Origin of the sequence: Lentibacter algarum, assembly GCF_040580765.1 — a bacterium.
Taxonomy (GTDB): Bacteria; Pseudomonadota; Alphaproteobacteria; order Rhodobacterales; family Rhodobacteraceae; genus Lentibacter; species Lentibacter algarum.
Map to the genome: position 1 here is coordinate 68,312 of NZ_CP158687.1, position 25,797 is coordinate 94,108.

Below are 25,797 nucleotides of genomic sequence, written 5' to 3' on the forward strand. Positions count from 1 at the left end.
ATTCAGCTCGAGGTCAGAACGGTCACAGTGATCTGGTTAAATCGGCGCAAGGCAACAAGCAGATCCGTCAGCCTTTGGGCTGTGACATCGGGCTTCAGGGACACCAGCAGGCGCTGCTCCCCTTCGGGCAAGCTGAGGGAGGCTAAGTCCTGTGGAAGCCCGTTGACCGTAACGGCATCTGGACTGAGCTGAACGAAGAGAGGCGGTGTTTCAATAGCTGCATTGCCGCGCGCGGCTGCGACAAGTTCGACCTCAGCATAACGGGAAAACGTGGAGGACAGCATGAAGAACAATAGCAACAGGAAGATAACGTCAATGAGTGAGGTCATCGACAAGCGCCTCCGTCTGCGCGCAGCTCTAATCATCGGGCTGTGACTCTCGCGGCGCGCAAATTGTCTGGATTGCAGTGTCTGCAAAAACGCGCTCGCCATCCATCCGAGACTCAAGCCAGCTCAGAACCATCGCTGTTGGCATGGCCACTGCAAGACCAACGGCTGTGGTGAGGAGCGCGACCCAGATACCGCCCGCTAAGAGAGAGGGATCAACTTGGCTCCCTGCGCTCTGAAGCGATTGAAAGGCGTCAATCATGCCCAGAACTGTCCCAAAGAGGCCAAGGAGTGGCGAAAGCTGTGCAACGCTATCTAATGCGCGAAAGCCGCCCTCCAAAGTGGCGAAGCGTGCTTCCGCTTCTGCGGCAAGGCGCTCGCGGGGTGCCAAAGCAAAGCCTGAGGCAATCAGTGGGGCGAGATAGCTGTGTGACTGTTTCAGGGCGCTTTCGGCTTCTGCGGATTGGCCTTCGTCCCAAGCCGCTATGGCGCGGCGAAGAGCGCTGTGTTTTCCGACGGAAGAAGCACGAAACTGCCATAGCTTGTACAAAACAAGTGCCAGCGTGAGAACGGAGACACCCATAAGTATAACCACAACAGGCCCGCCAAGTTCAGCTACTCTCGACAGAGAAGATAAGACATCATTCATCCCAGCACCTTGATGTTTGTTCGGCTGTGCAGGGTCAGGCCGTCCATACAGGCGGTCGCCTCCAGCGTTTCTGCTGAGCAGCTTTTGCTGCCGTTGAAGAGGACTTGGCCAAGCTCGGCACATTGTGTTTGGGGGAGAATAAACTGGCGCACTCGTGGGCGGCTTGTGGGCAGCTCGCCCATATCAAACAGTGTCAGCAGCTTGACTGCTCCTGCAGTATCAAAGAGGACAGTTTCAAAAACGGCACTCTTGATATCCTGAGCGTGACCGTTGATGAGCAAGAACGACAGCTGACACCCCTGATCTGTCTGGGTTGCGGCATTTAACTCAATGTCGAGATGTTGTCCGATAGGCGCCTCGTCGGCTCCAGCGACACTGGCAAATAGACATATGGCAAGGGTCTGCAGAGCGCGCATTGGGGCCTCAATTCACTCAGAGGAAGAATCGTCGGCAGACTGCCTGAAACGCGCGCGCGTATAAAGTCTTAATCCATGTAGAGATGCGCGCCGCTGCTATAGCGGCGCGCTTGTATTTATTTAGGACGGCGCTTTTGTTGTGCGCAGATAGGGGAAAACAGTCGTGAATTCGCCAAACTTTGCGGCAGCGTCTTGATCGGAAACGCTTGTAGGGATGATCACATCCTGACCTGCAGTCCAGTTTGCTGGTGTTGCAACGCCATTGCCATTGGCCATCTGAAGGCCATCGAGCGCGCGCAGGACTTCTGCGAAGTTGCGGCCGACGTTCATGGGGTATGTCATTGAAAGCTTGAGTTGTTTATCTGGGCCAATGATGAAAACCGAGCGCACAGATGCGCTGTCGGCGGCTGTGCTACCATCGGGAAGGTAAGCATCGGCTGGCAGCATATCAAAGGCCTTTGAAACGGCGAGATCTTCATCAGCAATGATTGGGAAGCCCGCTTTTGCGCTGGCATAGCTTTCGATGTCCTTCTTCCAGCCGTGGTGCTCTTCTACGCTGTCAACGGAAAGGCCGATGACCTTGCAGCCGCGTTTGTCCCACTCGTCAGCGAGCTGTGAGACAGCGCCAAACTCTGTTGTGCAAACGGGCGTGAAGTCTTTTGGGTGCGAAAAAAGAATCGCCCAGCTGTCGCCGATCCAGTCGTGGAACTTGATTTCGCCCTTGTCTGTTTGGGCTGTAAAGTTAGGGACGATGTCATTAATGCGAAGGCCCATAGCGTGGCTCCTTTTGTTTGGGGTGATCGTTAAATTCTGCTTTCCGAATATATATATTCACGTTGCGTCCGAGTGAAAGGGGCGTCTTGCAGCAAATGCGATGGGGTGACAAAGTGCCCCAAATTCTTGGGAGAATGATCATGATTGAGAAACGCGACTTTTACATTGGTGGCCAATGGGTAGCCCCTCAGGCTGGTAAGGACTATCAGGTTATTGACCCGTCCACAGAAGAGGCCTTTGCTGTTATTTCACTGGGTGGACAGGCAGATACAGATGCAGCGGTGGCAGCTGCTAAAGCCGCGTTGCCTGCTTGGATGGCGACACCTGTTGAAGAGCGGATCGCACTGGTTGAGAAGCTGCTCGAAGTTTACAAACGCCGTGGCGATGAAATGGGCGAGATGATTGCGCAAGAAATGGGCGCGCCTGTGGATATGGCCAAATCTTCGCAAGTGGGCGCGGGGACGTGGCATTTGTCTAACTTCATTCGGGCTGCGAAGAACTTTGAGTTTGAAGGACCGCTAGGTGATCATGCGCCAAACGACCGTATTATTCACGAGGCGGTCGGAGTTGCAGCGCTGATTACGCCTTGGAACTGGCCGATGAACCAAGTCACGCTCAAGGTTGGCGCGGCGGCGATTGCGGGTTGCACCATGGTGCTCAAGCCTTCGGAAGAGACGCCGCTTGATGCGATGCTCTTTGCTGAGATGATGGATGAAGCGGGCTTTCCTGCCGGTGTGTTCAATCTCGTCAACGGCGACGGTGTCGGCGTTGGGAGCCAGCTGACGGCACATGAAGATGTGGACATGGTGAGCTTCACAGGCTCGTCACGTGCGGGCAAGCTCATTTCGAAATCGGCGGCTGACACGCTCAAGCGTGTATCACTTGAGCTCGGTGGTAAGGGTGCAAACGTGGTCTTTGCTGACGCGGACGAAAAGGCCGTAAAGCGTGGTGTACTTCATATGATGAACAACACGGGCCAGAGCTGTAACGCGCCGAGCCGTATGCTTGTGCAGCGGGATATCTATGACCAAGCTGTTGAAACAGCTGCAGAAGTTGCCAACGCAGTGACGGTTGGTCCAGCCTCAGAATCTGGCCGCCACATTGGCCCTGTGGTCAATGCGGTGCAGTGGGGCAAGATCCAAGATCTGATTCAGACGGGTATCGACGAAGGCGCGCGGCTTGTTGCGGGCGGCGTTGGTCGCCCTGAAGGTCTCAACAAAGGTTTCTATGTACGGCCTACTGTTTTTGCAGATGTGACCCCTGATATGACCATTGCGCGCGAAGAAATCTTCGGACCTGTGCTGTCGATCATGGCGTTTGAGACTGAAGAAGAGGCTGTCGCGATGGCCAATGACACGGTCTATGGCCTCACCAACTATGTGCAGACCCAAGACGGCGCACGGCTCAACCGCATGGCGCGCAGCTTGCGCTCTGGCATGGTCGAGATGAACGGTCAGGGCCGTGGGGCGGGCTCGCCTTTTGGCGGCATGAAACAGTCGGGCAATGGCCGTGAAGGCGGCAAATGGGGGCTTGATGACTTCCTTGAAGTGAAGGCAGTCTCTGGCTGGTCGAACGACGCCTAACACGCAAAACGGACCAGCGCGCGGTGGGGTTAACGGCGCGCTGGAGGCCCGAAAACGGGGGGGTGAAAAGCGTGCACAATGCGTGCACAACCCGTGCACCGGCTGAATCGTGAAAATGTTAAGGAAAATTAACTTAACGCAGCGTTCGGTTTAGAAGGGCGCCTTGGCAAAAAACCGCATGCCTTTGCCGCCATCAGGGTGGCGCAGGCGCAGCTCTTCGGCGTGAAGCATTAGACGGGGGTGGCTTAAGGCTGCCCCCGTTGCATAGAAGGGGTCCCCCAAGATCGGATGACCGAGAGCAAGCATATGGACGCGGAGCTGGTGGCTGCGGCCCGTCTTGGGGAAAAGCCGAACCCGTGATTCGTCATCTGCAGCTTTGAGCACTTTCCAATCGGTCTGAGCTTGCTTGCCTGTCTCATGACAAACCATCTGACGGGGCCTATTGGGCCAATCCACGATCAGAGGCAAATCGACAGTGCCTGTCTTCGGCTCAAGCCGCCCAAAGACACGGGCGATATAGGCTTTCTTGGTTTGGCGCTTTTCAAACTGAAGACCCAAGTGCCGCTGTGCGTGAGGCGTGGCGGCGAAGATCATCACACCCGATGTGTCCCGATCAAGCCGATGCACGAGAAGCGCGCCAGGGAAGGCGGCTTGCACACGTGTGATCAAGCAATCGGCCAGATGCTCGCCCTTGCCCGGAACGGACAGGAGGCCGGAGGGCTTATTCACTGAAATGAGCTCATGATCCGCATGGATGATATCCAGCGGATCAGAGGGTGGGTTGTAGTCGCTCGACATACGCTTAGCCTTGTAGGCTCGTCACTCCGAGGTCGCCTTCGCTGCGGGCTTTCATGGCCAGTGCGGCAGAGTGCGCGCCTGAGGCTGTGGTGAAATATGGGATGCGGTCATAGAGCGCGACAGAGCGGATTTCGCGGCTGTCTTCTACGGCGGCTGCGCCTTCGGTGGTGTTCATCAAGAGCTGGATATCGCCGTTCTTGAGCATGTCGACCACGTTGGGGCGGCCTTCATAGACCTTTTTGACCACTTCACATGTGATGCCGTGCTCCTCAAGGAAGCTTGCTGTGCCGCCTGTTGCGACGATGGCAAAGCCTAGGTCCACAAGGGTTTGGGCTGTTTCAACAAGCTGGCTGGTCTTGTCCATATCCTTGATCGAGAAGAAGACGCGACCCTCAAAGGGGAGCACTGTGCCTGCGCCCATCTGCGCCTTGAGGAAGGCGAGGGGGAAGGAGCGATCCCAGCCCATGACTTCACCTGTCGAGCGCATTTCTGGACCGAGGATTGTGTCCACGCCTGGGAAGCGGGCGAAGGGCAGCACCACTTCTTTGACCGAGAACCAAGGCATGTTTGGATCTGCCAGTGTCATCGGGTCGGTATTTTTAATTGAGCCAGGCTTGGCATCTTTGGCGTAAGGGCCGCGGTGTTTGAAATCATCGAGTGTTTCGCCCGCCATGAGACGTGCAGCGATGGAAGCGATGGCGCTGTCTGTCGCCTTTGCCACGAAAGGCACGGTGCGGCTGGCGCGCGGGTTAACCTCGATAAGGTAGATCTCACCATCTTTGACCGCGAACTGGATGTTGCAAAGGCCACGTACCTCAAGGGCGAGGGCGAGCTGTACAGTTTGCTTTTCGATCTCTTTGATGATGTCGGCAGGGAGCGAGTGAGGCGGCAGGCTTGATGCGCTATCGCCTGAGTGAACGCCTGCTTCTTCGATATGTTCCATTACGCCTGCGATATGCACTTTTTTGCCGTCGCAGAGCGCGTCGACGTCAAGCTCGATTGCACCGGAGAGGTAGCTATCAAGCAGCACGGGGCTGTCGCCCGAGACGACGACGGCCTCGGAGATATAGCGCTCAAGCTGGGCCATGTCGCGCACGATTTCCATGGCACGGCCACCGAGAACGTAGGAGGGACGGATGACCAGCGGGAAGCCGATATCTTCGGCAATGGCCAGTGCCTGCGCGTCTGTGGAGGCGATGCCATTTTTCGGCTGCTTGAGGCCGAGTTTATTTACAAGCTCTTGAAAACGCTCGCGATCTTCGGCGAGGTCGATCGCGTCGGGCGTTGTGCCGAGGATCGGGATGCCCTCATCGTGGAGTGCCTGAGCGATCTTGAGAGGGGTCTGGCCGCCGAACTGGACGATGACGCCGTGGAGCGTGCCGTTTTCTTGCTCGACACGCAGGATTTCCATCACGTGTTCGAAAGTTAATGGCTCGAAATAGAGGCGGTCGGAGGTGTCATAGTCGGTTGAGACTGTCTCTGGGTTGCAGTTGACCATGATAGTTTCATAGCCGACATCCGCGAGCGCAAAGCAGGCGTGGCAGCAGCAATAGTCAAATTCGATGCCTTGGCCGATGCGGTTTGGACCGCCGCCGAGGATGACGACTTTTTTACGCTCAGATGGACGCGCTTCGCACTCAACTTCGCCCATCATGGGGGCTTCGTATGTGGAATACATGTAAGGTGTTTGCGCTTCGAATTCGGCGGCGCATGTGTCGATCCGCTTGAATACGGCTTTGACGCCTTTGGCGATACGGGCGCGGCGCACATCGTTTTCGCTCTGGCCAGTCAGAATGCCGAGGCGTGCGTCTGTGAAGCCGAGCATCTTGAGTTCGCGCAGGCCTTTTTCGTCACTGGGCAGGCCGTTTGCGCGGACAACCTCTTCGGCATCGACGATCTCGCGGATGCGATCAAGGAACCATGGGTCAAACATTGTGACGCCGTGAATTTCTTCATTGGTGAGGCCGTGGCGCATGGCTTGTGCGATGGTGCGCATGCGGTCAGGTGTTTGCTGGCTGATCGCTTTTGTCAGGGCGGCTTTTTCTGGCGCGCCTTCGATCACCACCTCATCAAAGCCAGTGAGGCCTGACTCCATGGAGGCGAGCGCCTTTTGCATCGATTCGTGGATGGTTCGACCGATGGCCATGACCTCTCCCACAGATTTCATCGCTGTGGTCAGGTAGGGCTCGGAGCCCGGGAATTTCTCGAAGGCGAACTTCGGGATTTTGGTGACGACGTAGTCGATGCTTGGCTCAAAGCTTGCTGGCGTCACTTTTGTGATGTCGTTGTCGAGCTCATCAAGCGTGTAGCCAACAGCGAGCTTGGCAGCGATCTTGGCGATCGGGAAACCTGTGGCCTTGGATGCAAGAGCTGAGGAGCGGCTGACGCGCGGGTTCATCTCGATGACAACCATGCGGCCGTCAGCGGGGTTTACGGCCCACTGCACGTTGGAGCCGCCTGTCTCAACGCCGATCTCACGCAAAACAGCTATCGAGTGGTTGCGCATGACTTGGTATTCTTTGTCTGTCAGCGTCAGAGCTGGGGCAACTGTGATACTGTCGCCCGTGTGGACACCCATCGGGTCGATGTTTTCAATCGAGCAGACGATGATGGCGTTGTCGGCTTTGTCGCGGACAACTTCCATTTCAAATTCTTTCCAGCCCAGAAGCGACTCATCGACGAGAATCTGGTTCACGGGCGAGGCGTCCATGCCTGTGCGGCAGAAGTGGATATAGTCTTCGCGGTTATACGCCACGCCGCCGCCTGTGCCGCCCATGGTAAAGGCGGGGCGGATGATGGCGGGGAGGCCAATTTCTTCAAGATCGGCGAGGGCGAGCTGCACGCCTGCGTCAAGATCGGCGCTGCCGTTTTCTTTCTTGGGTGCGGTGATGATGGTGGCCTTCGGGTTTTCGATTCCGAGGCGGTCCATCGCTTCGCGGAAGAGCTTCCGGTCTTCTGCCATTTCAATCGCGGCGCGGCTGGCACCGATCATTTCAACGCCGAATTTCTCAAGCACGCCCATTTCTTCAAGTGCGAGCGAGGTGTTGAGGCCTGTTTGGCCGCCCATTGTGGGCAGAAGCGCATCAGGGCGCTCTTTTTCGATAATCTTGGCGACAACTTCGGGCGTGATCGGCTCGATGTAGGTTGCGTCGGCAAGTTCAGGGTCTGTCATGATCGTGGCAGGATTCGAGTTTACCAGAATGACACGGTAGCCCTCTTCTTTAAGGGCTTTACAGGCTTGTGTGCCTGAGTAGTCAAATTCGCACGCTTGCCCGATTATAATAGGCCCCGCTCCGATGATCATGATCGATTTGATATCGTCTCTCTTCGGCATAGGGGCCCCCATCATTTATGCAGCAGAATAGAGCGCAGGCAGGTCTGCGCAAATTGTCGTGGGTTATAGCTATGGGGGCCGTGGGTGCAAGCCCAAAGCGCTATGAAGTTGGGGTGATTTGGCGCAGAACCGCTTTAGCGGAAGTGCATCGGCACATCAGGCTCAAAACGAACGGCACGAAACACCGAGCTAACAAGCGCCAGAAGCAACCCACCAAAGCAAAGCACTCCCATAAGCGTTGTAACATAGAGGGCCTCACTCATCTCGAAATAGATAAGATATGCGGGAAAGCTTTGCAAAAGACCCAGCGAGATGATCCAGCGCCATGCAGTGAGGCGCGGGAGGACGTGAAAGAGGGTTGGTAGGAGCAAGAGCGGTAAGACGAAGTAATGCCCCCAGGAGGCTGGTCCGAAGAGCGCTGTGGCCAAAGCAAAGCCCATAAGCAAAACAGGCACAGCCGTTCCGGGGATAAGCCGCGGGCGCATCAAGATCAGAGCTGTGAGAGCGGACAGCATTAGGGCGGCCATGAATACGCTTAGCCAAAACGGCTCTGGCGTGGCCATGGTTTGGCTCATGCTCCAGCTTGAAGCCTCTGCGCCGCTTGCGAAGGCTTGCATCTGATAGAGTAGAAGTTCTGGGGCGTAGTTGGTGTTGCTGAGGATAATCACATTGTCGATCTCTCCGATCAGCTCCAGAAAACGCAGATGCATGGGCCAACCGGCCAAGGCTAGGCTCATCAGAGCGAGCGAAAGCCCTGTAGCAACAAAAGCAACGGTTGCGCGCCCGTTGCGCTCCAGAATGAAGATCAGCACGAGAAACAGTGGCGACAGTTTGAAGGCGGCCGCGACAGCGAGGATCATTCCTGCCATGGCGAAGCTGCCTGCGCGGTAGCGCTCGAACGCCAGTAGAACGAGAAACAGCGTCAGGATTTGCGGCTGGTTCTGGCCCAAGGCTTGAAAAACGGGAGCAGACAGCGCGAGCAAGGCAAAGCTGACAAAGATGAAATGCTCAAACTTCATGTGCGGCGGGCGCACGACTTTCCACGCCAGTCCGACCGAGGCGCAGAGCATCGTCACATGCGCGTAAAACATGGCTTTTGAAAAGGCTTCAAAGCTCACCTGTTGGGTGAGAGGGGCAATCAGCCAGGCCCATAGTGGGGGATAAACATAGAGCGCATCGGCCTTGAGGGGATCTGAGTCGAGCGCATAGATTGTGCTGGATTGTCCTATGCTGACAGCATGAGCCGCTTGAAACAGAGCGCTCAAATCGGGTGAGGCCGTATTCAGGAACATCGAAAGGAAAAGGCCCGCGAAAAGCAGGGCGCAGACTGGGTAAGCAAGACGCTGCATCTGATAGGAACCGCTCGTTATTTTGCGCGAAAATGGCATATCTGCTGCGGCTTGGATAGAAACACCGTGAAAACAGCGCGGCAAAAGAGTCTTCCGTGCCACATGGCTTGACTTTTGCCCTTGGGCCATGTGTATCGGCGCGAGCTTTATATGCACTCTAGATGCCCTGAAAAGGATAGACCTATGCACGCCTACCGCAGCCAGACTTGCGCTGATTTGACCAAAGCCAATGTCGGCGAAACCGTTCGCCTCTCGGGCTGGGTCCATCGTATTCGTGACCACGGCGGCGTGCTGTTTATCGACTTGCGCGACACATATGGCATGACACAGCTGATCTGTGACCCTGACAGCCCTGCTTTTGCGGCCGTGGAAAAGCTGCGCTCTGAGTGGTGCGTGCGTATCGACGGTGAAGTGAAAGCGCGCGACGCGAGCCTTGTGAACCCCAAGCTGCCAACAGGTGAGATTGAGGTTTTTGTGCGCGACATGGAAGTGCTTGGATCGGCGGCCGAGCTGCCGCTTATGGTCTTTGGCGATCAGGAGTATCCTGAGGAAACGCGTCTGCGCTATCGCTACCTCGATCTGCGCCGCGAAAAGATGCAAGCCAACATGCACCTTCGCTCAGATATGGTTTCGAGCATCCGCCGCCGCATGTGGGACAAGGGCTTTCGTGAATACCAAACGCCGATTATCACGGCTTCAAGCCCCGAAGGCGCGCGTGACTTTCTTGTGCCGAGCCGCCTGCACCCTGGTAAGTTCTACGCTTTGCCGCAGGCGCCACAGCAATTCAAACAGCTGATCATGGTCTCGGGCTTTGACAAATATTTCCAGATTGCGCCGTGCTTCCGCGACGAAGACCCGCGCGCTGACCGTTCGCCGACAGACTTCTACCAGCTTGACCTTGAGATGAGCTTTGTGGAGCAGCAGGACGTCTTTGATACGATCCAGCCTGTCATGCAGGGCGTGTTTGAAGAGTTTGGTGGCGGCAAGAAAGTAGACAGCGAATGGCCGCAGATCAGCTACCGCGATGCGGCCAAATGGTATGGCTCCGACAAGCCCGATCTGCGCAACCCGATCAAGATGCAGGATACCTCCGAGCACTTTAAAGGCTCTGGTTTTGCGATCTTTGCAAAGCTTCTGGAGCAAGATGGTACAGAGATCCGCGCGATCCCTGCACCGACAGGCGGCAGCCGCAAATTCTGTGACCGTATGAACGCTTTTGCCCAAAAAGAGGGTTTGCCTGGTATGGGCTATATCTTCTGGCGCGATCAGGGCGAAGGCATGGAGGCCGCAGGCCCCCTCGCCAAAAATATCGGTCCTGAGCGCACTGAAGCGATCCGTCAACAGCTCGGCCTTGGCGTCGGCGATGCGGCGTTCTTCCTTGGCGGCAAGCCGAAAGCTTTTGAGGCTGTTGCAGGGCGCGCCCGCAACGTGATCGGCGAAGAGCTTGGCCTGACAGACAAAGACCGCTTTGCCTTCTGCTGGATCGTCGATTTCCCGATCTATGAGAAAGATGATGAGAGCGGCAAGATTGACTTTGAGCACAACCCGTTCTCGATGCCCCAAGGCGGCATGGACGCGCTCAATGGCGACCCTCTGGAGGTGCTCGGCTATCAGTATGACCTTGCTTGCAACGGCTACGAGCTGGTGTCTGGCGCGATCCGGAACCACAAGCCCGAGATCATGTTCAAGGCCTTTGAGATTGCTGGTTATGGCAAGGACGAAGTCGAAAAGCGCTTTGGTGGTATGGTCAACGCTTTCCAATATGGCGCGCCTCCCCACGGCGGCTGTGCGGCGGGTATCGACCGTATGGTTATGCTTTTGGCCGAAGAGCAGAACATCCGCGAAGTCATCATGTTCCCTATGAACCAGCGTGCGGAAGATCTGATGATGAATGCACCCAGCGAGCCAATGTCAGAGCAGCTTATGGAACTCAATCTTCGGGTTATTCCGCAAGATTAAGGTCTGCCTCTTTCCTTAAACATCCGGGGGGTCCGGGGGCAACGCCCCCGGCCGGTCGGATTTCGCGTAGCGAAATTCGATACAGGTTGGCGTGACATTGCTTGTTGTTGAATGCGTCGCACTATTCCCTCCCGCTTTTTGAAATAGATGGTAATCTCACCTCGAATGCGGGGTGAGTGGTTTGAGTTTTACGCGTGAAATAGCTGAGATACGCTTTGGGACGGGTTTGTCGCCGCGGTTGCGTGGGCCGCGTGATCTTGAGGACATGATGCGTCGCCTCAAAGGCAAAGATCACGCTGCGCAGCTTTATAAAATTGAACCTTTTGAAGAATTTGCAGAGCGAATTGCGCGGGTGAGCGCGCTTTGGAAGATACGCCGTGCCAATCGTGGTTCTGAAGCTGCAGAAAAGGCCACGCAGGAAATCGGTGTGGAAAAACGCCGTGCGCGAAAGGCTCAACAGCGCTGGCTGTGGCAAGCGTTGCGCCGCCGTGCACATACTCAGGATGGCTTGCGAGAGCGGCTCGCTTTTTTCTGGGGCGACCACTTCACGGCACGGGGCAAGGTCAGCGTGATGAAGCGAGCGACGTCGCCCTACGTTGAAAGTGCGATCCGTCCGCATGTTGCAGGGTATTTCTCCGATATGCTTAAAGCCGTGATCGCGCAGCCCGTGATGCTGCAATATCTAGATCAGAAGACTTCTGTTGGCCCTGAAAGTGTGGCCGGCAAAAAGAAAGAGAACGGGCTCAACGAAAACTTCGCCCGTGAGCTTTTGGAGCTGCATACGCTGGGCGTTGGTGGGCCCTATTCCCAAGCGGATGTCACGGAGCTGGCCGAGCTTCTCACAGGGCTGACTTACAGTCAGGATGGCGTTTTTGGCTTTCGGGGTGAATTTGCGCAGCCTGGTGCCGAGACGGTTTTGGGCCAAAGCTATGGTGGGGGCACTGCGGCTTTGTCAGATGTTCATGCTGCGCTTGATGATCTGGCGCGCCACCCTGCTACGGCGCGGCATTTGGCACAGAAAATGGCTGTGCATTTTGTTTCCGATAGACCTGATTCTGCACTCGTGGACGCGATGCAGGGGCGGTATCTGGAGACTGGCGGACATCTGGGCGAGATGGTCCATGCGATGCTGTCGCAGCCTTCGGCTTGGGCGCCCGAGTTTGCAAATGTGAAGCAGCCTATTGATTTTGTCGGTTCGGCGCTGCGCGCGCTTTCCGTTCCCAATGAGGCGCTGGCGGTGAATGACTGGAAAGCGATCCGTCTGGCCTTCACGGTTCCGATGCGTCTGATGGGACAAACGTGGGAGGAGCCGCTTGGCCCCGACGGCTGGCCAGAAGACGACGGAGAGTGGATCACGCCACAGCGCTTTGCCGCGCGGGTGGATTGGGCAATGAACGCGCCGCAGGGACTTCTGGCTGATTTGCCTGATCCGCGCGATTTTGTGACTGCGGCACTGGGGAGAAATGTGCCTGACGCCCTACAATTTGCAGCGAATGCCGCCGAAGATAAGCGCACAGGCGTGGGTCTTGTGCTGGCGTCGCCTGCGTTTCAAAGGATGTAACCCATGCGGATGTCTGCTCTCAATCGGCGCGCTTTTCTTACGGGGCTTGGTTGCACGGCAGCGGCCAGCCCTTTGCTCACGCCTGTGACATTTGCCAACGGGACATGGGACAACCGCTTGGTTGTGATCATTCTGCGGGGTGGGATGGACGGGCTAGACGCGCTTCGCCCTTATGGTGACCGCGATTTTGCGTTGTTGAAGGGCCGTGCGGACCAAGCGCAAATCGGGGAGGGGCAAGATCTTGACGGTTTCTTTGCGCTCAACCCCGCGCTGGCGGGGTTAATGCCGCTCTGGAACGCGGGCGATCTGGGCTTCGCCCATGCGGTATCTACGCCTTATCGTGACAAACGCAGCCACTTTGACGGGCAGGATTTGTTGGAGGCTGGGGGAGCTGATCTCAATGGCAACCTGCGCGACGGGTGGCTGAACCGTTTGTTGCAAAGCTATCCTGCTGTCCAAAGCGAGACTGCCTATGCGGTGGGGCGCGGAGATATGCTGTTGATGAAAGGGGCTGCGCCTGTTGCCAATTGGTCGCCCGATGCGGGGCTATACGGGCTGACGCCACAGGGACTTCGGCTGGCAGAAATGCTGATGGAGGGCGATCCTCTTTTTGAGGCGGCTTTTGGCGAGGCGGTGGCGCTGTCTGGGGACGGTGTCCAAATGTCTGGGAGCGAAGCTGTTGCGAGTGGCGAAATGATCATGAACGCAATGAGCGAGAGCGCTGGGGCCGCCGCGAAGGGCGGCGGGCATCTTCAGATTGCCGAGTTTGCCGCCTCCAAACTCACAGGACCTGCGCGGATTGCGGCATTTTCGCTCAATGGCTGGGACACGCATGCCAACCAGTCGCGCACGTTGGCGCAGCCGCTCAACCGCTTGGCTGAGGTGATCTTGAGTTTACAGGGCAATCTCGGGGAAGATGTTTGGGGGAAAACAGCTGTTGTCGCCATGACGGAATTTGGCCGTACGGCGCGCTTGAACGGCAATGGCGGTTCGGATCATGGGACGGGCGGTTTGATGGTTTTGTCAGGAGGCGCTTTGCGCGGTGGGCGCGTGTGGTCTGACTGGCCTGGTCTCAGCGAAACTGCACTTTATGAGCGGCGTGATTTGATGCCGACGCGGGATGTGCGTGCTTTTTCGGGCTGGCTGATGCGCGATCTCTTTGGCCTTGAGAAGGGCTTAATCGAGAGCACGGTTTTTCCAGGGCTGGAGTTGGGCGCAGACCCAAGGCTCATCGGCTAGGGTCTGCTGGCCAGATCATACGCCGTCAAACGGCTCATAAGATTCGAGATATTCGCCTGTGCCATCCGTCAATTCGGTTGTGCCTGTTTGGACTGCGCCAAAAACTGCGGCACAAAGCGACAGAACACCTGCAACCAGAACAACCCAGTCTACTGTGACAGCGCCTTTTTCTTCGCTGACAAACTTCTGAAAGAACGTTTCCATTTTCACCTCCATGCAGGGGGTTCCTGCCGATGAAGCTAAGGTGTCAGCAGAATGTGGCGGGTTTGGGCCGTGGGTATGACCATTGTCGTTCTTTTTAGGATGTCTTTGAGGCGGATGTTTTTGTCTCAGATCGCCACTTGCCTGTCGAGGCGCTGCTGGACGAGCCCAGCAAGCGCCGCAATGGGCTGATGGGTTGGCTGGCGTGTTGCGTGGGCGATTGCGAGCGTTTCGCCTGCGTGAACGAGAGCTTCATCGCGCGCACTTTTGGCAACGCCAGTGACGAATTGGGCGACATAGGCGACCTGACGCTCGTCATAGCCTTCATTTATCAGAGTGGCGACTTGTGTCAGGTCGTTATTATAGGCGATCGGATCGGGGGTGACGTATTCGTCCTTCAAGACCCTGAGGCCAGCGGGGCGATGATCAAGGGGCATGTGGGCGAGAATGGCTTCCTGAAACTGGGCGATGCTTTCGATGGGCTTGGCCAGAAACCCGTCTGCACCAGCCGCCAGAACTTTCTTCTCCATTCTGTCGTCGCCTGACAGGCCAAGAATAATATTGATGCGTGGGGTAAGTGCGGACAGGTGTTTGATCAGATCAAGGCCAGAGCCATCAGGCAAGCCGACATCTACCAAGATCACGGAGGGGCGGTAGACTTGCAGGTGGCGTTTGGCAGAGGCGATGCAGTCGGCCCGACGAATGCGTGCACCGCTGCGCATACACAAGAGCCGCAAGGCCTCGCAGGCATAGAGGCTATCTTCCACCGCGAGCACAGTGAGGCCCATTAAAGGGCGCGCCGCAGTGGGCGTAGAGGTGAGGGCAAGCGGGGCGAGTTCGTCCATGGGGCAGCTCCTTGTGCGACAGATCTGGATACGAATCTCAATTTAGACAAACACGGCTAACAGTCGGTTAATTTGACGCCTCGTTTCACCCCTGCGACCTTGCGCTCCTTGCGGCGGGTCGCAACACAAGCAATAGTGCGCGAAACTTGTTTGGAGAATGAAATGATCGGACGTCTCAACCATGTTGCCATCGCTGTGCCTGACCTTGAGGCGGCCTCGGCGCAATATGCCAACGCCCTTGGCGCAAAAGTCGGTGCGCCGCAGGATGAGCCTGACCACGGTGTGACAGTTGTGTTTATCGAGCTGCCCAACACCAAGATCGAGCTGCTCTATCCTTTGGGTGACGACAGCCCCATCAACGGGTTTCTTGAGAAGAACCCCTCGGGCGGGATTCACCATGTTTGCTATGAGGTGGATGACATTATCGCGGCGCGTGATCATCTTAAGTCAACGGGAGCGCGGGTGCTTGGCACAGGCGAGCCGAAGATTGGCGCACATGGAAAGCCTGTGCTCTTTCTTCATCCGAAAGATTTCAATGGCTGTCTTGTTGAGCTTGAGCAAGTCTGACATCTCAGTCCTAAAAACCTAGCACTTTTTCATAAGGATCGCCTCTCATGGGTATCACCTCGGCCATCGTGCTTTATGCGGTTTTGTGGTTTGTGACGTTTCTCATTGTCATTCCGTTTCGTCTTAAAACGCAGGGTGACGTGGGCGAGATTGTTTATGGTACGCAAGCTGGCGCGCCTCATGAGCACGGGCTTAAGAAAAAAGCGTGGATCACTACAGCGATTGCGGCTGTGCTCTGGACGATTATTTTTTATGTCGTGGTGAGTGGCTCAATCACGGTGCGCGACATTGATATGTTTAACCGGATGTCGCCTGAGGTGAGTGAACCCCGTGGAACAGATGGGTAAATGTTGCCGCTCCTAATATCGGGATAAACAGGTTCACCAACGGAATGCTGAGCGGGGCTGCCATTAGGATACCTGCGAGCCAGATTGTGCCGATATATTTGCTGCGCAGCCTTTTGGCTTCGGCGCGCCCCAAGCGGCGTGAGGCAGCCAGGGTAAAGTATTCGCGCCCGAGCAAGAAGCCATTGAGGGTCCAGAAGATCAACAGGGCAAACGGCGCGAAGATTAGGTAGAGAACCAGCGCAAGAAGATTGGCGCAGATCAGGACCCCTAAAAAACTGAGCGTGTCGCGCAGCCCATCTGCAAAGCTCACAGATGCGGCAGGGGGCAGGTGAGGATAGTGCTGTGCCTCTACGGCCTGTGCTACATCATCGAGAAACAATGAGGTGATTGCGGAGGCGACGGGGACCATCAGGAAGACTGATAGACCCAACATTAATAGCAGCGACGCGCCAGAGAGCAGATCATCTAGCCATGTGACCTCGCCGAGAAAAGGCAGGTCGACCGCGGGCCCAATCAGGGCATGAACCAGCCAGAGCACTCCTGAGCTGGCTCCGACAAGCAGGGCGAATGTCAGAGCGACTCCCATGATGAGGACGCGCAGAAAGCGCGTGTCTGTCATTTGTCCAAGGGCGCTTGAGAAAGACCTAAAAATCAGACCTAGAGCCATGATGTTTTGGCTTTTACGTCAGGGCGTGGACGGTCTGGAGGTGTGTTTGTTTCGGTGGCGATATGGATAATACCTGCGATACGCTCATGCGGCGTGAGGCCCAACGCGCCTTCGACAAAGAGCCTTTCGTGGCTGATTGCACCTGAGAGCCAATTGGCACCCCAGCCCGAGGCCAGCGCTGCATTGAGAAGTGCCAGACAGACCGCGCCAGCCGAGTAGGTCTGTTCAATGGCTGGAATTTTTTCAGACAGAACGGGGCTTTCGATCACGACGACGGCAGATATGCCTTGGTCAAACTGGTTGCGGGCCTTGGCGGTCTTCTCGTCGTCATAGCCGAGGCTTCGGGCGGTGCGTTCTGCTTCGTCTGCAAGGCGTGTCATGGCGTCTTTTTCGACCACCACAAAGCGCCAAGGCTCAAGCTTGCCGTGGTCGGGGGTGCGTGCGGCGAGGACGAGGAGGGCCTCTAGCTCTTCACGTGACGGACCCGGCGCGACAAGCGTTTTGGCAGGCCGTGAGCGGCGTGTTTGGAGGAAGTCGAGCGCTGCGTCATTGGCCTTTGGCATGGGTTTTCCTTTTTTGGGTTAATCTTGATGTCATGTCTTGGCGTGAAAAGGTCAAGAGTCTGGAACGAATTCCTTCTCATCTGGGATTTTTGAGAGCTCTGTTTTTCTTATGATTTAAGGAAAAAGGAGCTCAGGAAAGCGGAAACGGATGGTGCAATCTTGAGATTGTGAATGCGAAAGGGTTGCTCCATGGAGATTCCCTGTTAGGCTGCTTCAAGCTGTCTTCGGGCAAGCATTACTCTTGCCTGACAGGCACATATTAAATGAAGAGCGATAACGCTCTCTTAGGGAGGAAAAATATGGAATTTTTCACACGCACCGGTAAGCCGTTGTCTAAGGTCATTACAGACCAGGCTGGCAAAGTCGGAACAAACGACGTTAGTCGCCGCGAGTTTTTGGCGATGGCGAGCACCTACGGTGCCACAGCTGCTACTGCCTATGGCCTTCTGGGTATGGCGGCCCCCGCACAAGCGGCAGGCGAAATGAAAGAAGGCGGCACGATTCGCGTTCAGATGGAAGTCCGCGCCCTTAAAGATCCACGGTCATATGACTGGTCACAGATCGCAAACTTCTCTCGCGGCTGGATTGAGTATCTCGTTAAATATAACAATGACGGCACGTTCTCACCGTATCTCCTCGAAAGCTGGGATGTGAGCGATGATGCCAAGACCTACACGCTCAACGTTCGTAAGGGCGTGAAGTGGAACAACGGCGAAGACTTCACATCAGAAGATGTTGCGCGTGTTATTTCCGACTGGTGTGACAAAGCGGTCGAAGGCAACTCAATGGCTGGCCGTATGGCAACGCTCGTTGACGAAGCCACTGGTAAAGCACTTGAAGGCGCGATCGAAGTGGTCGACAGCCATACAGTCAAGCTCAACCTGCCAGCGTCCGATATTTCGATCATTGCAGGCATGGCTGACTACCCTGCGGCGGTCTATCATAAAGACACCAATTTTGACGATATGCTGACAAACGCTGTGGGCACAGGTCCATACCTGCCCGAGAGCATGGAAGTCGGTGTGAAAGCTGTGCTTGTGCGCAACGATGATCACTGGTGGAACAAGGGCAACGGTGCTTGGGCCGAGCGTGTTGAGTTTATTGACTACGGTCAGGATCCTTCTGCGTGGGTTGCTGCGGCTGAAGCTGACGAAGTCGATGTGCTCTATTCAGTTGATGGCGATTTCATCGACATCATGGGTGCAATGGACGGATGGGTGCAAAACGAAGTTGTGACCGCTGCAACGATTGTTATCCGTCCAAATCAGCTCGCTGAAGTTGACGGCAAGAAGCCCTATGCGGACAAGCGCGTCCGTCAGGCGATTGCCATGGCCGTCGACAACAACGTGTTGCTTGAGCTTGGCTATGAAGGCCGTGGTCTTGTGGCGGCCAACCACCATGTTGGACCATCACACCCTGAGTATGTAGATATTGGCTTGCCAAAGCATGACCCTGCTGGCGCCAAAGCGTTGCTGGATGAAGCCGGTATGGGCGATTTCGAGATGGAAATTCTCTCGATCGACGATGCATGGCGTAAGAACACAACCGATGCCGTGGCAGCTCAGCTGCGCGACGCGGGCTTCAATGTGAAGCGCACGGTTCTTCCAGGCAGCACGTTCTGGAACGACTGGGTGAAATATCCGTTCAGCTCGACAAACTGGAACCACCGCCCACTGGGTGTTCAGATTTGGGCGCTTGCCTATCGTTCGGGCGAAGCCTGGAACGAATTCGGCTATGCCAACCCTGAGTTTGACGCACTGCTGACAGAAGCGTTGGCCACAGCTGACGTTGAAAAACGCAAAGTGCTGATGGAAAAAGGCGAAAAGATCCTGCAGGACGATGCTGTTACGATCCAGCCTTACTGGCGTTCGCTTTACAACCACGCCAAAGACAACATTGCTGGCGGTGAACACCACATCAGCTTTGAGATTGATCCTGCTATGCTGGCTTGGAAAGCTTAAGCTAACGGCAAAAGTCTTAAGAGGCGGGGCAGCTCATGCTGCCCCGTTTTCGTTTGATCAGGCGGTTTTGAAATCGTCTTTGCTGTAGCCCTGAACATACAGGAGCGCGGTTAGATCACCGTGGTTGATGCGGATATAACACTCAGCGGCGACACTTGGCTTGGCATGCAGTGCAACGCCGCTGCCTGCGCGGGTCAGCATGCCGAGATCGTTCGCGCCGTCACCGACAGCGAGCACGTCTTGCTCTGCGATACCAAGGCGTGCAGTGATCTCTTCCAGCGCTTGCACCTTGGCCTCGCGCCCTAGAATGGGCATGGCGACCTTGCCTGTCAGCTTGCCACCTTCTGCGAAAAGGATATTGGCGCGGTTTTCGTCAAAGCCAAGCTTGGAGGCGATGGACGCGGTAAAAGCCGTAAACCCGCCCGAAACGAGCGCGGCATAGGCGCCATGTGCCTTCATCGTAGCCAAGAGAGCAGGGCCGCCCGACATCAGGGTGATCCGTTCGGCTAAGACTTGGGCGATGATGTCTTCATCCAGACCAGACAGTAGCGCTACCCGTTCTGTCAGCGCGCCCTCAAAGTCGAGCTCGCCATTCATAGCCTTGGCTGTAATGTCTTTGACGTAGGCGCCTACGCCCGCGACCTCGGCCAGCTCGTCGATGCACTCTTCGTTGATCATTGTGCTGTCCATATCGGCGAGCAGCATCTTCTTGCGTCGGCCGGCTGTCGGCTGCACCACAAGATCCACGCCCAGAGCTTGAACGTCGGACCAGACATCCCATTGATTTGCGGGCTTTTGGCCAATCTCAAACTCCGCCGCTTCGTTTGGCGCGAGCCAGCGCGCATCGCCTCCGCCCCACGCGGTTTGAAGCGCACCGAGAAGGGAGGTTTCAAGGCGGGGCTCTGTTGGAGAGCTTAAGAGCGTGACGGTGTACATGGGCAAGTTTCCGATCGTAGACATTCATGTCGCATTTTGGGTGTCAAGCGGCGTGATAGCGTCATTTCTGCGCTTGCGAAAGGGGGCTGCGCGCTTTAGCTGAGTTCTCAGGACACCCCTCCCTAACGAGGGGCTTATATCTGGAAGGGTATCATGATTGATATTTCAAAACCGGCTCAGCGCCCGGCCAATCCGCGCTTTTCTTCTGGCCCCTGTGCCAAATACCCCGCATTCAATTTGCAACAGCTTGAAAGCGCACCTTTGGGCCGCTCCCACCGTGCCGCTGTTGGCAAAGACAAGCTGAAAGCCGCCATCGAAGAAACGCGTGAGCTGCTCGGCGTTCCTATGGATTACCATATCGGTATTGTTCCTGCATCCGACACGGGCGCTGTGGAAATGGCGATGTGGAGCCTGCTTGGTGCGCGCCCTGTCACTATGGTGGCTTGGGAAAGCTTCGGCGCTGGCTGGGTCACTGATGTTGTGAAACAGCTCAAGCTCGACGCGACCGTGCAAACGGCCGAATACGGCGAGATCGTCGATATGGCAGCGCTTGATTATGACACGGATGTTGTCTTTACGTGGAACGGCACAACGGCAGGTGTACGGATGCCTTCGGGCGATGCGATCCCTGCGAAGCGTGCTGGCCTGACGATTTGCGACGCGACTTCAGCGGCCTTCGCTCAAGACCTGCCTTGGGACAAGCTCGATGTCACTACGTTCAGCTGGCAGAAAGTGCTCGGTGGCGAAGCCGCCCACGGCATGCTGATCCTCAGCCCGCGGGCTGTAGAACGGCTGGAAAGCTATACGCCTGCTTGGCCGATGCCCAAGATTTTCCGTCTTACCAAAGGCGGCAAGCTTATCGACGGCATTTTCCGTGGCGAGACAATTAACACGCCTTCGATGCTCGCTGTTGAGGACTACTTGTATGCACTGGACTGGGCACGTTCTGTGGGGGGGCTGAAGGGCCTTATCGCGCGAGCTGATGCCAATGCGCAGGCGGTCTTTGATTTCTGTGCAGCCAACGATTGGATCGAAAACCTTGCCGTCGATCCCGCCACACGCTCGAACACGTCTGTGTGCCTCAAATTCACGGATTCGCGGATCACTGACGGGGCTGCATTCGCCAAGGCCGTTGCCAAGCGGCTCGAGGCCGAGAATGTCGCTTACGACATTGGCGCCTATCGCGATGCACCTGCAGGCTTGCGCATCTGGTGTGGCGGCACGGTCGAGACGGCAGATGTCGAAGCTCTGTTGCCTTGGCTCGCTTGGGCCTTTGAGGCCGAAATCACTGCATAAACGCGGGGTGCGCAAATGTTGCGCACCTTCCCCCGACATTCCTACATAGAAGGACGCTCACCATGGCTCCCAAAGTACTCGTTTCCGATAAACTCAGCGAAACCGCTGTCCAGATTTTCCGCGACCGTGGCATCGAGGTGGATTTCCGCCCCGAGCTTGGCAAAGACAAAGACGCCCTCGCCGCCGTGATTGGCGAGTACGATGGCCTCGCCATCCGTTCCGCGACCAGAGTTACCCCGACCATTCTGGAAAACGCGCATAAGCTCAAAGTGATCGCTCGAGCCGGGATCGGTACCGACAACATCGACAAAGACGCTGCCTCTAAGAAAGGTGTGATCGTGATGAACACGCCTTTTGGCAACATGATCACAACCGCCGAGCATGCGATCGCGATGATGTTTGCCGTGGCACGCCAGATTCCTGAAGCCAGCGCGTCTACCCATGCTGGGAAGTGGGAGAAGTCTAAGTTTATGGGCGTTGAGCTCACCAATAAAACGCTTGGTGTCATTGGTGCAGGTAATATTGGCGGGATCGTATGTGACCGTGCGCGTGGTCTTAAAATGAAGGTTGTCGCTTATGATCCCTTCCTCTCTGCTGAGAAGGCTGAGAAGATGCAGGTCGAGAAAGTCGAACTGGACGAGCTTCTGGCGCGCGCTGACTTCATCACACTCCATGTGCCCTTTACCGAGCAGACAAAGAATATCCTTAGCCGTGAAAATCTCGCCAAAACTAAAAAAGGCGTGCGGATCATCAACTGTGCGCGTGGCGGGCTTGTCGACGAAGAGGCTTTGGCCGATGCGCTTAAGGCAGGTCATGTTGCTGGCGCAGCCTTTGATGTGTTTTCTCAAGAACCAGCGACAGAAAACCCGCTCTTTGGCCTACCCAATGTGGTGTGTACCCCTCACCTGGGTGCTGCAACGACTGAAGCTCAAGAGAACGTCGCGCTTCAAGTGGCTGAGCAGATGTCAAACTACCTGCTGACAGGGGCTGTCGAAAATGCACTCAACATGCCAAGCGTTACGGCGGAAGAAGCCAAGATTATGGGCCCATGGATTTCTCTGTCGGGGCATCTCGGGAATTTCATTGGCCAGCTGACCGACGAGCCGATCAAAGCCATCAATATTCTCTATGATGGGGCCGCTTCCCAGATGAATCTTGAAGCGCTCAACTGTGCTGTTGTCGCCGGGATCATGAAAACAGTCACACCCGATGTGAACATGGTGTCCGCCCCTGTGATCGCGAAAGAGCGTGGCGTCAAAATTTCGACGACAAGTCAGGATAAATCCGGCGTGTTCGACGGCTATGTTAAAGTGACAGTGGTCACAGACAAGCGCGAGCGCTCCATTGGTGGTACAGTCTTCTCTGACGGCAAGCCACGTTTCATCCAGATTAAAGGGATCAATATCGACGCTGAAGTGGGGCGTCATATGCTCTACACAACCAACGATGACATCCCTGGCATCATTGGTACATTGGGTCAGACAATGGGCGAAAACGGCGTCAACATTGCAAACTTTACGCTTGGGCGTTCTGCGGCTGGCGGTGAGGCCATTGCGCTACTCTATCTTGACGCCCAGCCAGAAGAGGCCGTGCTTCAGAAGCTCAAAGCCACGGGTATGTTCCAGCAGGTCAAGCCGCTCGAATTCGACGTGGCCTGAACCATCTCTTCAAGCAATTAAAAAGGCCCGCCATTTGCGCGGGCCTTTTCTTTTTTTGAGTTGCTGCCTTCCTCTTTCCAGAAATATCCCGGGGGAGTTTGAGGGTACGCAGTACACTTTGACACCCACTCAGCCTTTCAAGGCAATCCAAGCGTCATATTGCGACAGGTAAACATGCCCTGTGAGATCCGCCAGAAAATGGCTCCGTTTCAGGCGGTCCATGACAGGCCCTTTGACTTCGCTCAGATGCAACCGGATGCCCATATCCTTGAGCTTGAGGTTTAGGGCCTCCAAACTTTCGAGCGCCGACAAATCGACTTCGTTTACAGCTGAGAACATCAGGATTACGTCGCTCAAAGGCTCATCACAAACCACTCGGGCGCTTACATAATCTTCGAGAAAGCGCGCATTGGCGAAGTAGAGGCTTTCGTCCACCCGCAATGTTACAACATGTGGCAGGGTCTCCACGGCGTGGCGGTGAATGTTGCGGAAGTGTTGGCTGTTTGGCACGAGGCCAACCTCTGCGACATGCGGACGCGAGGTGGCGTAGAGGTGAAGTGCGATCGAAATGAGCACGCCTGCGGACACACCAATTTCGACACCAAACCCCAAGGTGAGCAGGATGGTCGCTGCAACTGCGGCAAAATCAACTTTGGAATAGCCCCATGCACGCTTGAGGAGGCTAAAGTCGACAAGGCTCAATACGGCCACGATGATGGTTGCAGCCAGTGTAGCTTTGGGGAGAAAGTAGAGCAGAGGCGTCAGCAAGAGTGCGGCGAGCAAGATGCCGATTGCGGTGAAGGCTCCTGCTGCAGGGGTCTCGGCACCAGCGTCGAAGTTTACGACTGAGCGCGCAAAGCCACCTGTGACAGGGTAGCCCCCCGTTACGGCCGCGGCGATGTTTGATGTCCCGAGGCCGATCAGCTCTTGATCAGGCTCGATGCGCTGGCGTTTTTTTGCGGCCAGTGTCTGTGCGACCGAGACGGACTCCACAAAGCCGATCACAGAAATCAGCACTGCTGAAACAAACAAATCGCTCCAGAGTGACGGGCTAAAAGAGGGCATTGTTAGAGGCGGTAGCCCTTGAGGAACCGCACCGACGATTTTGACGCCCCAGTTCTGAAGGCCCAAGCCCCAAACGGCGAGCGTGGTTACAGCGACAGCTGCGACAGGCCCAGCCTTTGCACCGAGGTCTGCGAGCCGAGGCTTGAGCCCAAACCCAAGGAGCATAGGCTTAAGACCTTTGCGGACCCAAAACAGAAACGCTGTCGTACTGACGCCAATCACCAATGTCGGCAGGCTCACATCACCGAGATGCGAGAGCAGCGAACCGAGGATTTGTGGCAATGTGTGTCCGTGGGTCTCAACGCCAAAGATATGCTTGAGCTGGCTCGTCGCTATCAAAAGCCCAGATGCTGTGATGAAACCTGCAATCACAGGATGACTCAGGAAGTTCGCAAGAAAGCCGAGGCGCATCACGCCCATCACAGTGAGCAAAGCGCCTGACATAAATGCTAGTGTGCCTGCGGCGAGTGCGACGGAGGCTGCGTCTGTCAGGCCAAGATTGCCAATCGCCGCAGCCGTCATCAGCGAGACAACAGCAACAGGCCCCACGGCCAGTGCTCGGCTTGTGCCAAAGACTGCGTAGGCCACGAGTGGCAAGATCGATGCATAAAGCCCCATCTCGGCGGGCAGTCCTGCGAGCAGGGCATAGGCCAAAGACTGGGGAATGAGCATGATCGTGACGATCACGGCCGCTACTGCGTCGCTTATAAATGCGTCGCGGTTGTAGTCCCGCGACCATGTTAGAATGGGTAGATAGCGCTTCAGCGCTTTTGGAAAATTGGTCATGGCGCGTCCTTTTGTACGCCTCATATATTCCATTGACGGAATATGTAAAGCTGATTTCTCTAAAGAGCATTGCCATTGAACCGGCGCGAGCTTAGCTAAACCTTATGAGTGATACGATTTATGCCATCGGCGACATCCACGGCCAACACGAGCTTTTGCTTGATGCTCTTGCGCTTATAGAGCTGGATGGAGGCGAGGATGCCCGCATCATATCTTTGGGGGACTTGGTTGACCGTGGCCCCGACAGTTGCGCTGTGATTGATACGTTGTTGAACGGGATCGAGCAGGGCCGCAATTGGACGGTGCTAATGGGGAACCATGACCGCTTGTTTGAGCGTTTCATGCGCACTGGTATTACGACCCACCCGAAGATGCGGCCAAGCTATACTTGGCTTAGTCCTCAGCTTGGTGGCCTTGATACCCTTAGCTCCTATGGTGTCGATGTGACGCTTGCGGAGCCGGATCTGCGCGCAGCGGCGCTTGAAGCAGTGCCTGAAGCACACCGCGCCTTTCTGGCGGGCTTGCCGTTGTATGCAGAAGCGGGAGATTGCCTCTTTGTCCATGCGGGCATTCAGCCGCGCTTGCCGATGGCATGGCAATCTGAAGATGATCTGATCTGGATCCGTGATGCGTTTCTCCAACATGAAGACCCGTTTGAGAGGCTGGTTGTTCACGGCCATACTGCCGTTGAGGCACCTGAGCACCGGGGCAACCGTGTCAATATCGACAGTGGTGCGGGATTTGGGCGGGCGCTGACGGCTATCGCAATTGAAGGCCGAGATGTGTTTGTGCTTGAAGAGGACGGCAGGCAGCCTCTGCGGCCCTAGATTATTGTGTCAGCATCTTTGGAGCGGGCTCGAAATGACGCCCCGTTGTTCTTTTCAAGGCGTGCTCTCTGGGCCTATGGTGTCACAAAT

Annotated in this window: 23 protein-coding genes; 10 read left to right on the top strand and 13 right to left on the bottom strand. The window is 56.0% G+C overall.

Annotated features, from left to right (window positions below):
- Nucleotides 1–2 precede the first annotated feature (2 nt).
- The 4 genes from DSM117340_RS00330 to DSM117340_RS00345 form a co-directional block, all read right to left on the bottom strand.
- The gene (locus DSM117340_RS00330) at nt 3–365 is read right to left on the bottom strand and encodes a biopolymer transporter ExbD (protein ID WP_089886943.1); all 363 of its coding nucleotides are present in this window, start codon (nt 363–365) and stop codon (nt 3–5) included.
- Nucleotides 358–975, bottom strand: a complete 618-nt coding sequence (locus DSM117340_RS00335) for a MotA/TolQ/ExbB proton channel family protein (protein WP_089886944.1) — start codon at nt 973–975, stop codon at nt 358–360. Before DSM117340_RS00335 ends, DSM117340_RS00330 begins: the two co-directional genes overlap by 8 nt.
- Complete coding sequence (locus DSM117340_RS00340) at nt 972–1,391, bottom strand: hypothetical protein (RefSeq protein WP_245724325.1); 420 nt, start codon at nt 1,389–1,391, stop codon at nt 972–974. The genes DSM117340_RS00335 and DSM117340_RS00340 overlap by 4 nt, the downstream gene beginning before the upstream one ends.
- A gap of 120 nt (nt 1,392–1,511) precedes the next feature.
- On the bottom strand, nt 1,512–2,165 hold the full coding sequence (locus tag DSM117340_RS00345) for a peroxiredoxin (protein ID WP_089886946.1): 654 nt from the start codon (nt 2,163–2,165) through the stop codon (nt 1,512–1,514).
- Between the two features lie 140 nt (nt 2,166–2,305).
- On the opposite strand from DSM117340_RS00345, the gene DSM117340_RS00350 reads away from it, so the two are divergent.
- Nucleotides 2,306–3,748, top strand: a complete 1,443-nt coding sequence (locus DSM117340_RS00350) for an aldehyde dehydrogenase family protein (RefSeq protein ID WP_089888808.1) — start codon at nt 2,306–2,308, stop codon at nt 3,746–3,748.
- A gap of 150 nt (nt 3,749–3,898) precedes the next feature.
- Here DSM117340_RS00350 and DSM117340_RS00355 read toward each other — a convergent pair whose 3' ends face one another.
- From DSM117340_RS00355 to DSM117340_RS00365, 3 genes are all read right to left on the bottom strand, one after another.
- Entirely contained in the window at nt 3,899–4,546 is a 648-nt protein-coding gene (locus DSM117340_RS00355) for a pseudouridine synthase (RefSeq protein WP_089886947.1), read from the bottom strand.
- 4 nt (nt 4,547–4,550) lie between these two features.
- Nucleotides 4,551–7,880 carry a carbamoyl-phosphate synthase large subunit gene (gene carB, locus DSM117340_RS00360; protein WP_089886949.1) on the bottom strand — a complete coding sequence of 1,110 codons (3,330 nt, stop codon included), beginning with the start codon at nt 7,878–7,880 and terminating at the stop codon, nt 4,551–4,553.
- 134 nt (nt 7,881–8,014) lie between these two features.
- A complete protein-coding gene (locus DSM117340_RS00365) occupies nt 8,015–9,268 on the bottom strand; it encodes a glycosyltransferase family 87 protein (protein WP_271437407.1) in 1,254 nt (417 codons plus the stop codon).
- A gap of 144 nt (nt 9,269–9,412) precedes the next feature.
- Between DSM117340_RS00365 and aspS the strand changes: the two genes are divergently transcribed.
- The 3 genes from aspS to DSM117340_RS00380 all read left to right on the top strand — a co-directional run bounded on the left by aspS (nt 9,413) and on the right by DSM117340_RS00380 (nt 13,988).
- Entirely contained in the window at nt 9,413–11,188 is a 1,776-nt protein-coding gene (aspS, locus tag DSM117340_RS00370) for an aspartate--tRNA ligase (RefSeq protein ID WP_089888810.1), read from the top strand.
- Nucleotides 11,189–11,369: 181 nt separating this feature from the next.
- Nucleotides 11,370–12,749 (top strand): DUF1800 domain-containing protein, encoded by a 1,380-nt coding sequence (locus tag DSM117340_RS00375; RefSeq protein WP_245724374.1) that lies wholly within the window; start codon nt 11,370–11,372, stop codon nt 12,747–12,749.
- A gap of 3 nt (nt 12,750–12,752) precedes the next feature.
- The gene (locus DSM117340_RS00380) at nt 12,753–13,988 is read left to right on the top strand and encodes a DUF1501 domain-containing protein (protein WP_089886954.1); all 1,236 of its coding nucleotides are present in this window, start codon (nt 12,753–12,755) and stop codon (nt 13,986–13,988) included.
- Between the two features lie 15 nt (nt 13,989–14,003).
- Here the strand turns inward: DSM117340_RS00380 and DSM117340_RS00385 are convergent, their stop codons facing one another.
- Both DSM117340_RS00385 and DSM117340_RS00390 read right to left on the bottom strand, forming a co-directional pair.
- Nucleotides 14,004–14,192, bottom strand: a complete 189-nt coding sequence (locus DSM117340_RS00385; protein WP_089888813.1) for a hypothetical protein — start codon at nt 14,190–14,192, stop codon at nt 14,004–14,006.
- A gap of 125 nt (nt 14,193–14,317) precedes the next feature.
- Nucleotides 14,318–15,034 (bottom strand): response regulator, encoded by a 717-nt coding sequence (locus DSM117340_RS00390; protein WP_089886956.1) that lies wholly within the window; start codon nt 15,032–15,034, stop codon nt 14,318–14,320.
- A 162-nt stretch (nt 15,035–15,196) separates the two neighbouring features.
- Between DSM117340_RS00390 and mce the strand changes: the two genes are divergently transcribed.
- The gene (gene mce, locus DSM117340_RS00395) at nt 15,197–15,601 is read left to right on the top strand and encodes a methylmalonyl-CoA epimerase (RefSeq protein WP_089886957.1); all 405 of its coding nucleotides are present in this window, start codon (nt 15,197–15,199) and stop codon (nt 15,599–15,601) included.
- Nucleotides 15,602–15,648: 47 nt separating this feature from the next.
- Nucleotides 15,649–15,948 (top strand): DUF1467 family protein, encoded by a 300-nt coding sequence (locus DSM117340_RS00400; protein ID WP_089886959.1) that lies wholly within the window; start codon nt 15,649–15,651, stop codon nt 15,946–15,948.
- On the opposite strand, the gene DSM117340_RS00405 is transcribed toward DSM117340_RS00400, so the two are convergent.
- The gene (locus tag DSM117340_RS00405) at nt 15,899–16,615 is read right to left on the bottom strand and encodes an EI24 domain-containing protein (protein ID WP_089886961.1); all 717 of its coding nucleotides are present in this window, start codon (nt 16,613–16,615) and stop codon (nt 15,899–15,901) included. The two genes, DSM117340_RS00400 and DSM117340_RS00405, sit on opposite strands and share 50 nt — an antisense overlap.
- The gene (locus DSM117340_RS00410; RefSeq protein ID WP_089886962.1) at nt 16,606–17,178 is read right to left on the bottom strand and encodes a nitroreductase family protein; all 573 of its coding nucleotides are present in this window, start codon (nt 17,176–17,178) and stop codon (nt 16,606–16,608) included. The genes DSM117340_RS00405 and DSM117340_RS00410 overlap by 10 nt, the downstream gene beginning before the upstream one ends.
- Before the next feature lie 299 nt (nt 17,179–17,477).
- Between DSM117340_RS00410 and DSM117340_RS00415 the strand changes: the two genes are divergently transcribed.
- Entirely contained in the window at nt 17,478–19,139 is a 1,662-nt protein-coding gene (locus DSM117340_RS00415) for an ABC transporter substrate-binding protein (RefSeq protein ID WP_089886964.1), read from the top strand.
- A 57-nt stretch (nt 19,140–19,196) separates the two neighbouring features.
- Here DSM117340_RS00415 and serB read toward each other — a convergent pair whose 3' ends face one another.
- Complete coding sequence (serB, locus tag DSM117340_RS00420; protein WP_089888815.1) at nt 19,197–20,075, bottom strand: phosphoserine phosphatase SerB; 879 nt, start codon at nt 20,073–20,075, stop codon at nt 19,197–19,199.
- Nucleotides 20,076–20,231: 156 nt separating this feature from the next.
- On the opposite strand from serB, the gene DSM117340_RS00425 reads away from it, so the two are divergent.
- Nucleotides 20,232–21,371: a phosphoserine transaminase gene (locus DSM117340_RS00425; protein WP_089888817.1), complete on the top strand. Its 1,140-nt coding sequence runs from the start codon at nt 20,232–20,234 to the stop codon at nt 21,369–21,371.
- A gap of 62 nt (nt 21,372–21,433) precedes the next feature.
- Nucleotides 21,434–23,029: a phosphoglycerate dehydrogenase gene (gene serA, locus DSM117340_RS00430; RefSeq protein WP_089886965.1), complete on the top strand. Its 1,596-nt coding sequence runs from the start codon at nt 21,434–21,436 to the stop codon at nt 23,027–23,029.
- Between the two features lie 129 nt (nt 23,030–23,158).
- On the opposite strand, the gene sulP is transcribed toward serA, so the two are convergent.
- Nucleotides 23,159–24,880 carry a sulfate permease gene (gene sulP / locus DSM117340_RS00435; protein WP_089886967.1) on the bottom strand — a complete coding sequence of 574 codons (1,722 nt, stop codon included), beginning with the start codon at nt 24,878–24,880 and terminating at the stop codon, nt 23,159–23,161.
- 104 nt (nt 24,881–24,984) lie between these two features.
- On the opposite strand from sulP, the gene DSM117340_RS00440 reads away from it, so the two are divergent.
- Nucleotides 24,985–25,707, top strand: a complete 723-nt coding sequence (locus DSM117340_RS00440; RefSeq protein WP_089886969.1) for a metallophosphoesterase family protein — start codon at nt 24,985–24,987, stop codon at nt 25,705–25,707.
- The last annotated feature ends 90 nt before the right edge of the window (nt 25,708–25,797 follow it).

Coding starts and splice junctions, on each gene's coding strand:
- sulP (WP_089886967.1), bottom strand. CDS start 24,880: ATGACCAATTTTCCAAAAGCGCTGAAGCGCTATCTACCCATTCTAACA.
- DSM117340_RS00350 (WP_089888808.1), top strand. CDS start 2,306: ATGATTGAGAAACGCGACTTTTACATTGGTGGCCAATGGGTAGCCCCT.
- DSM117340_RS00415 (WP_089886964.1), top strand. CDS start 17,478: ATGGAATTTTTCACACGCACCGGTAAGCCGTTGTCTAAGGTCATTACA.
- DSM117340_RS00335 (WP_089886944.1), bottom strand. CDS start 975: ATGAATGATGTCTTATCTTCTCTGTCGAGAGTAGCTGAACTTGGCGGG.
- DSM117340_RS00355 (WP_089886947.1), bottom strand. CDS start 4,546: ATGTCGAGCGACTACAACCCACCCTCTGATCCGCTGGATATCATCCAT.
- DSM117340_RS00340 (WP_245724325.1), bottom strand. CDS start 1,391: ATGCGCGCTCTGCAGACCCTTGCCATATGTCTATTTGCCAGTGTCGCT.
- aspS (WP_089888810.1), top strand. CDS start 9,413: ATGCACGCCTACCGCAGCCAGACTTGCGCTGATTTGACCAAAGCCAAT.
- carB (WP_089886949.1), bottom strand. CDS start 7,880: ATGCCGAAGAGAGACGATATCAAATCGATCATGATCATCGGAGCGGGG.
- mce (WP_089886957.1), top strand. CDS start 15,197: ATGATCGGACGTCTCAACCATGTTGCCATCGCTGTGCCTGACCTTGAG.
- serA (WP_089886965.1), top strand. CDS start 21,434: ATGGCTCCCAAAGTACTCGTTTCCGATAAACTCAGCGAAACCGCTGTC.
- DSM117340_RS00380 (WP_089886954.1), top strand. CDS start 12,753: ATGCGGATGTCTGCTCTCAATCGGCGCGCTTTTCTTACGGGGCTTGGT.
- DSM117340_RS00385 (WP_089888813.1), bottom strand. CDS start 14,192: ATGGAAACGTTCTTTCAGAAGTTTGTCAGCGAAGAAAAAGGCGCTGTC.
- DSM117340_RS00440 (WP_089886969.1), top strand. CDS start 24,985: ATGAGTGATACGATTTATGCCATCGGCGACATCCACGGCCAACACGAG.
- DSM117340_RS00400 (WP_089886959.1), top strand. CDS start 15,649: ATGGGTATCACCTCGGCCATCGTGCTTTATGCGGTTTTGTGGTTTGTG.
- DSM117340_RS00410 (WP_089886962.1), bottom strand. CDS start 17,178: ATGCCAAAGGCCAATGACGCAGCGCTCGACTTCCTCCAAACACGCCGC.
- DSM117340_RS00405 (WP_089886961.1), bottom strand. CDS start 16,615: ATGGCTCTAGGTCTGATTTTTAGGTCTTTCTCAAGCGCCCTTGGACAA.
- DSM117340_RS00345 (WP_089886946.1), bottom strand. CDS start 2,165: ATGGGCCTTCGCATTAATGACATCGTCCCTAACTTTACAGCCCAAACA.
- DSM117340_RS00330 (WP_089886943.1), bottom strand. CDS start 365: ATGATTAGAGCTGCGCGCAGACGGAGGCGCTTGTCGATGACCTCACTC.
- DSM117340_RS00390 (WP_089886956.1), bottom strand. CDS start 15,034: ATGGACGAACTCGCCCCGCTTGCCCTCACCTCTACGCCCACTGCGGCG.
- serB (WP_089888815.1), bottom strand. CDS start 20,075: ATGTACACCGTCACGCTCTTAAGCTCTCCAACAGAGCCCCGCCTTGAA.
- DSM117340_RS00365 (WP_271437407.1), bottom strand. CDS start 9,268: ATGCCATTTTCGCGCAAAATAACGAGCGGTTCCTATCAGATGCAGCGT.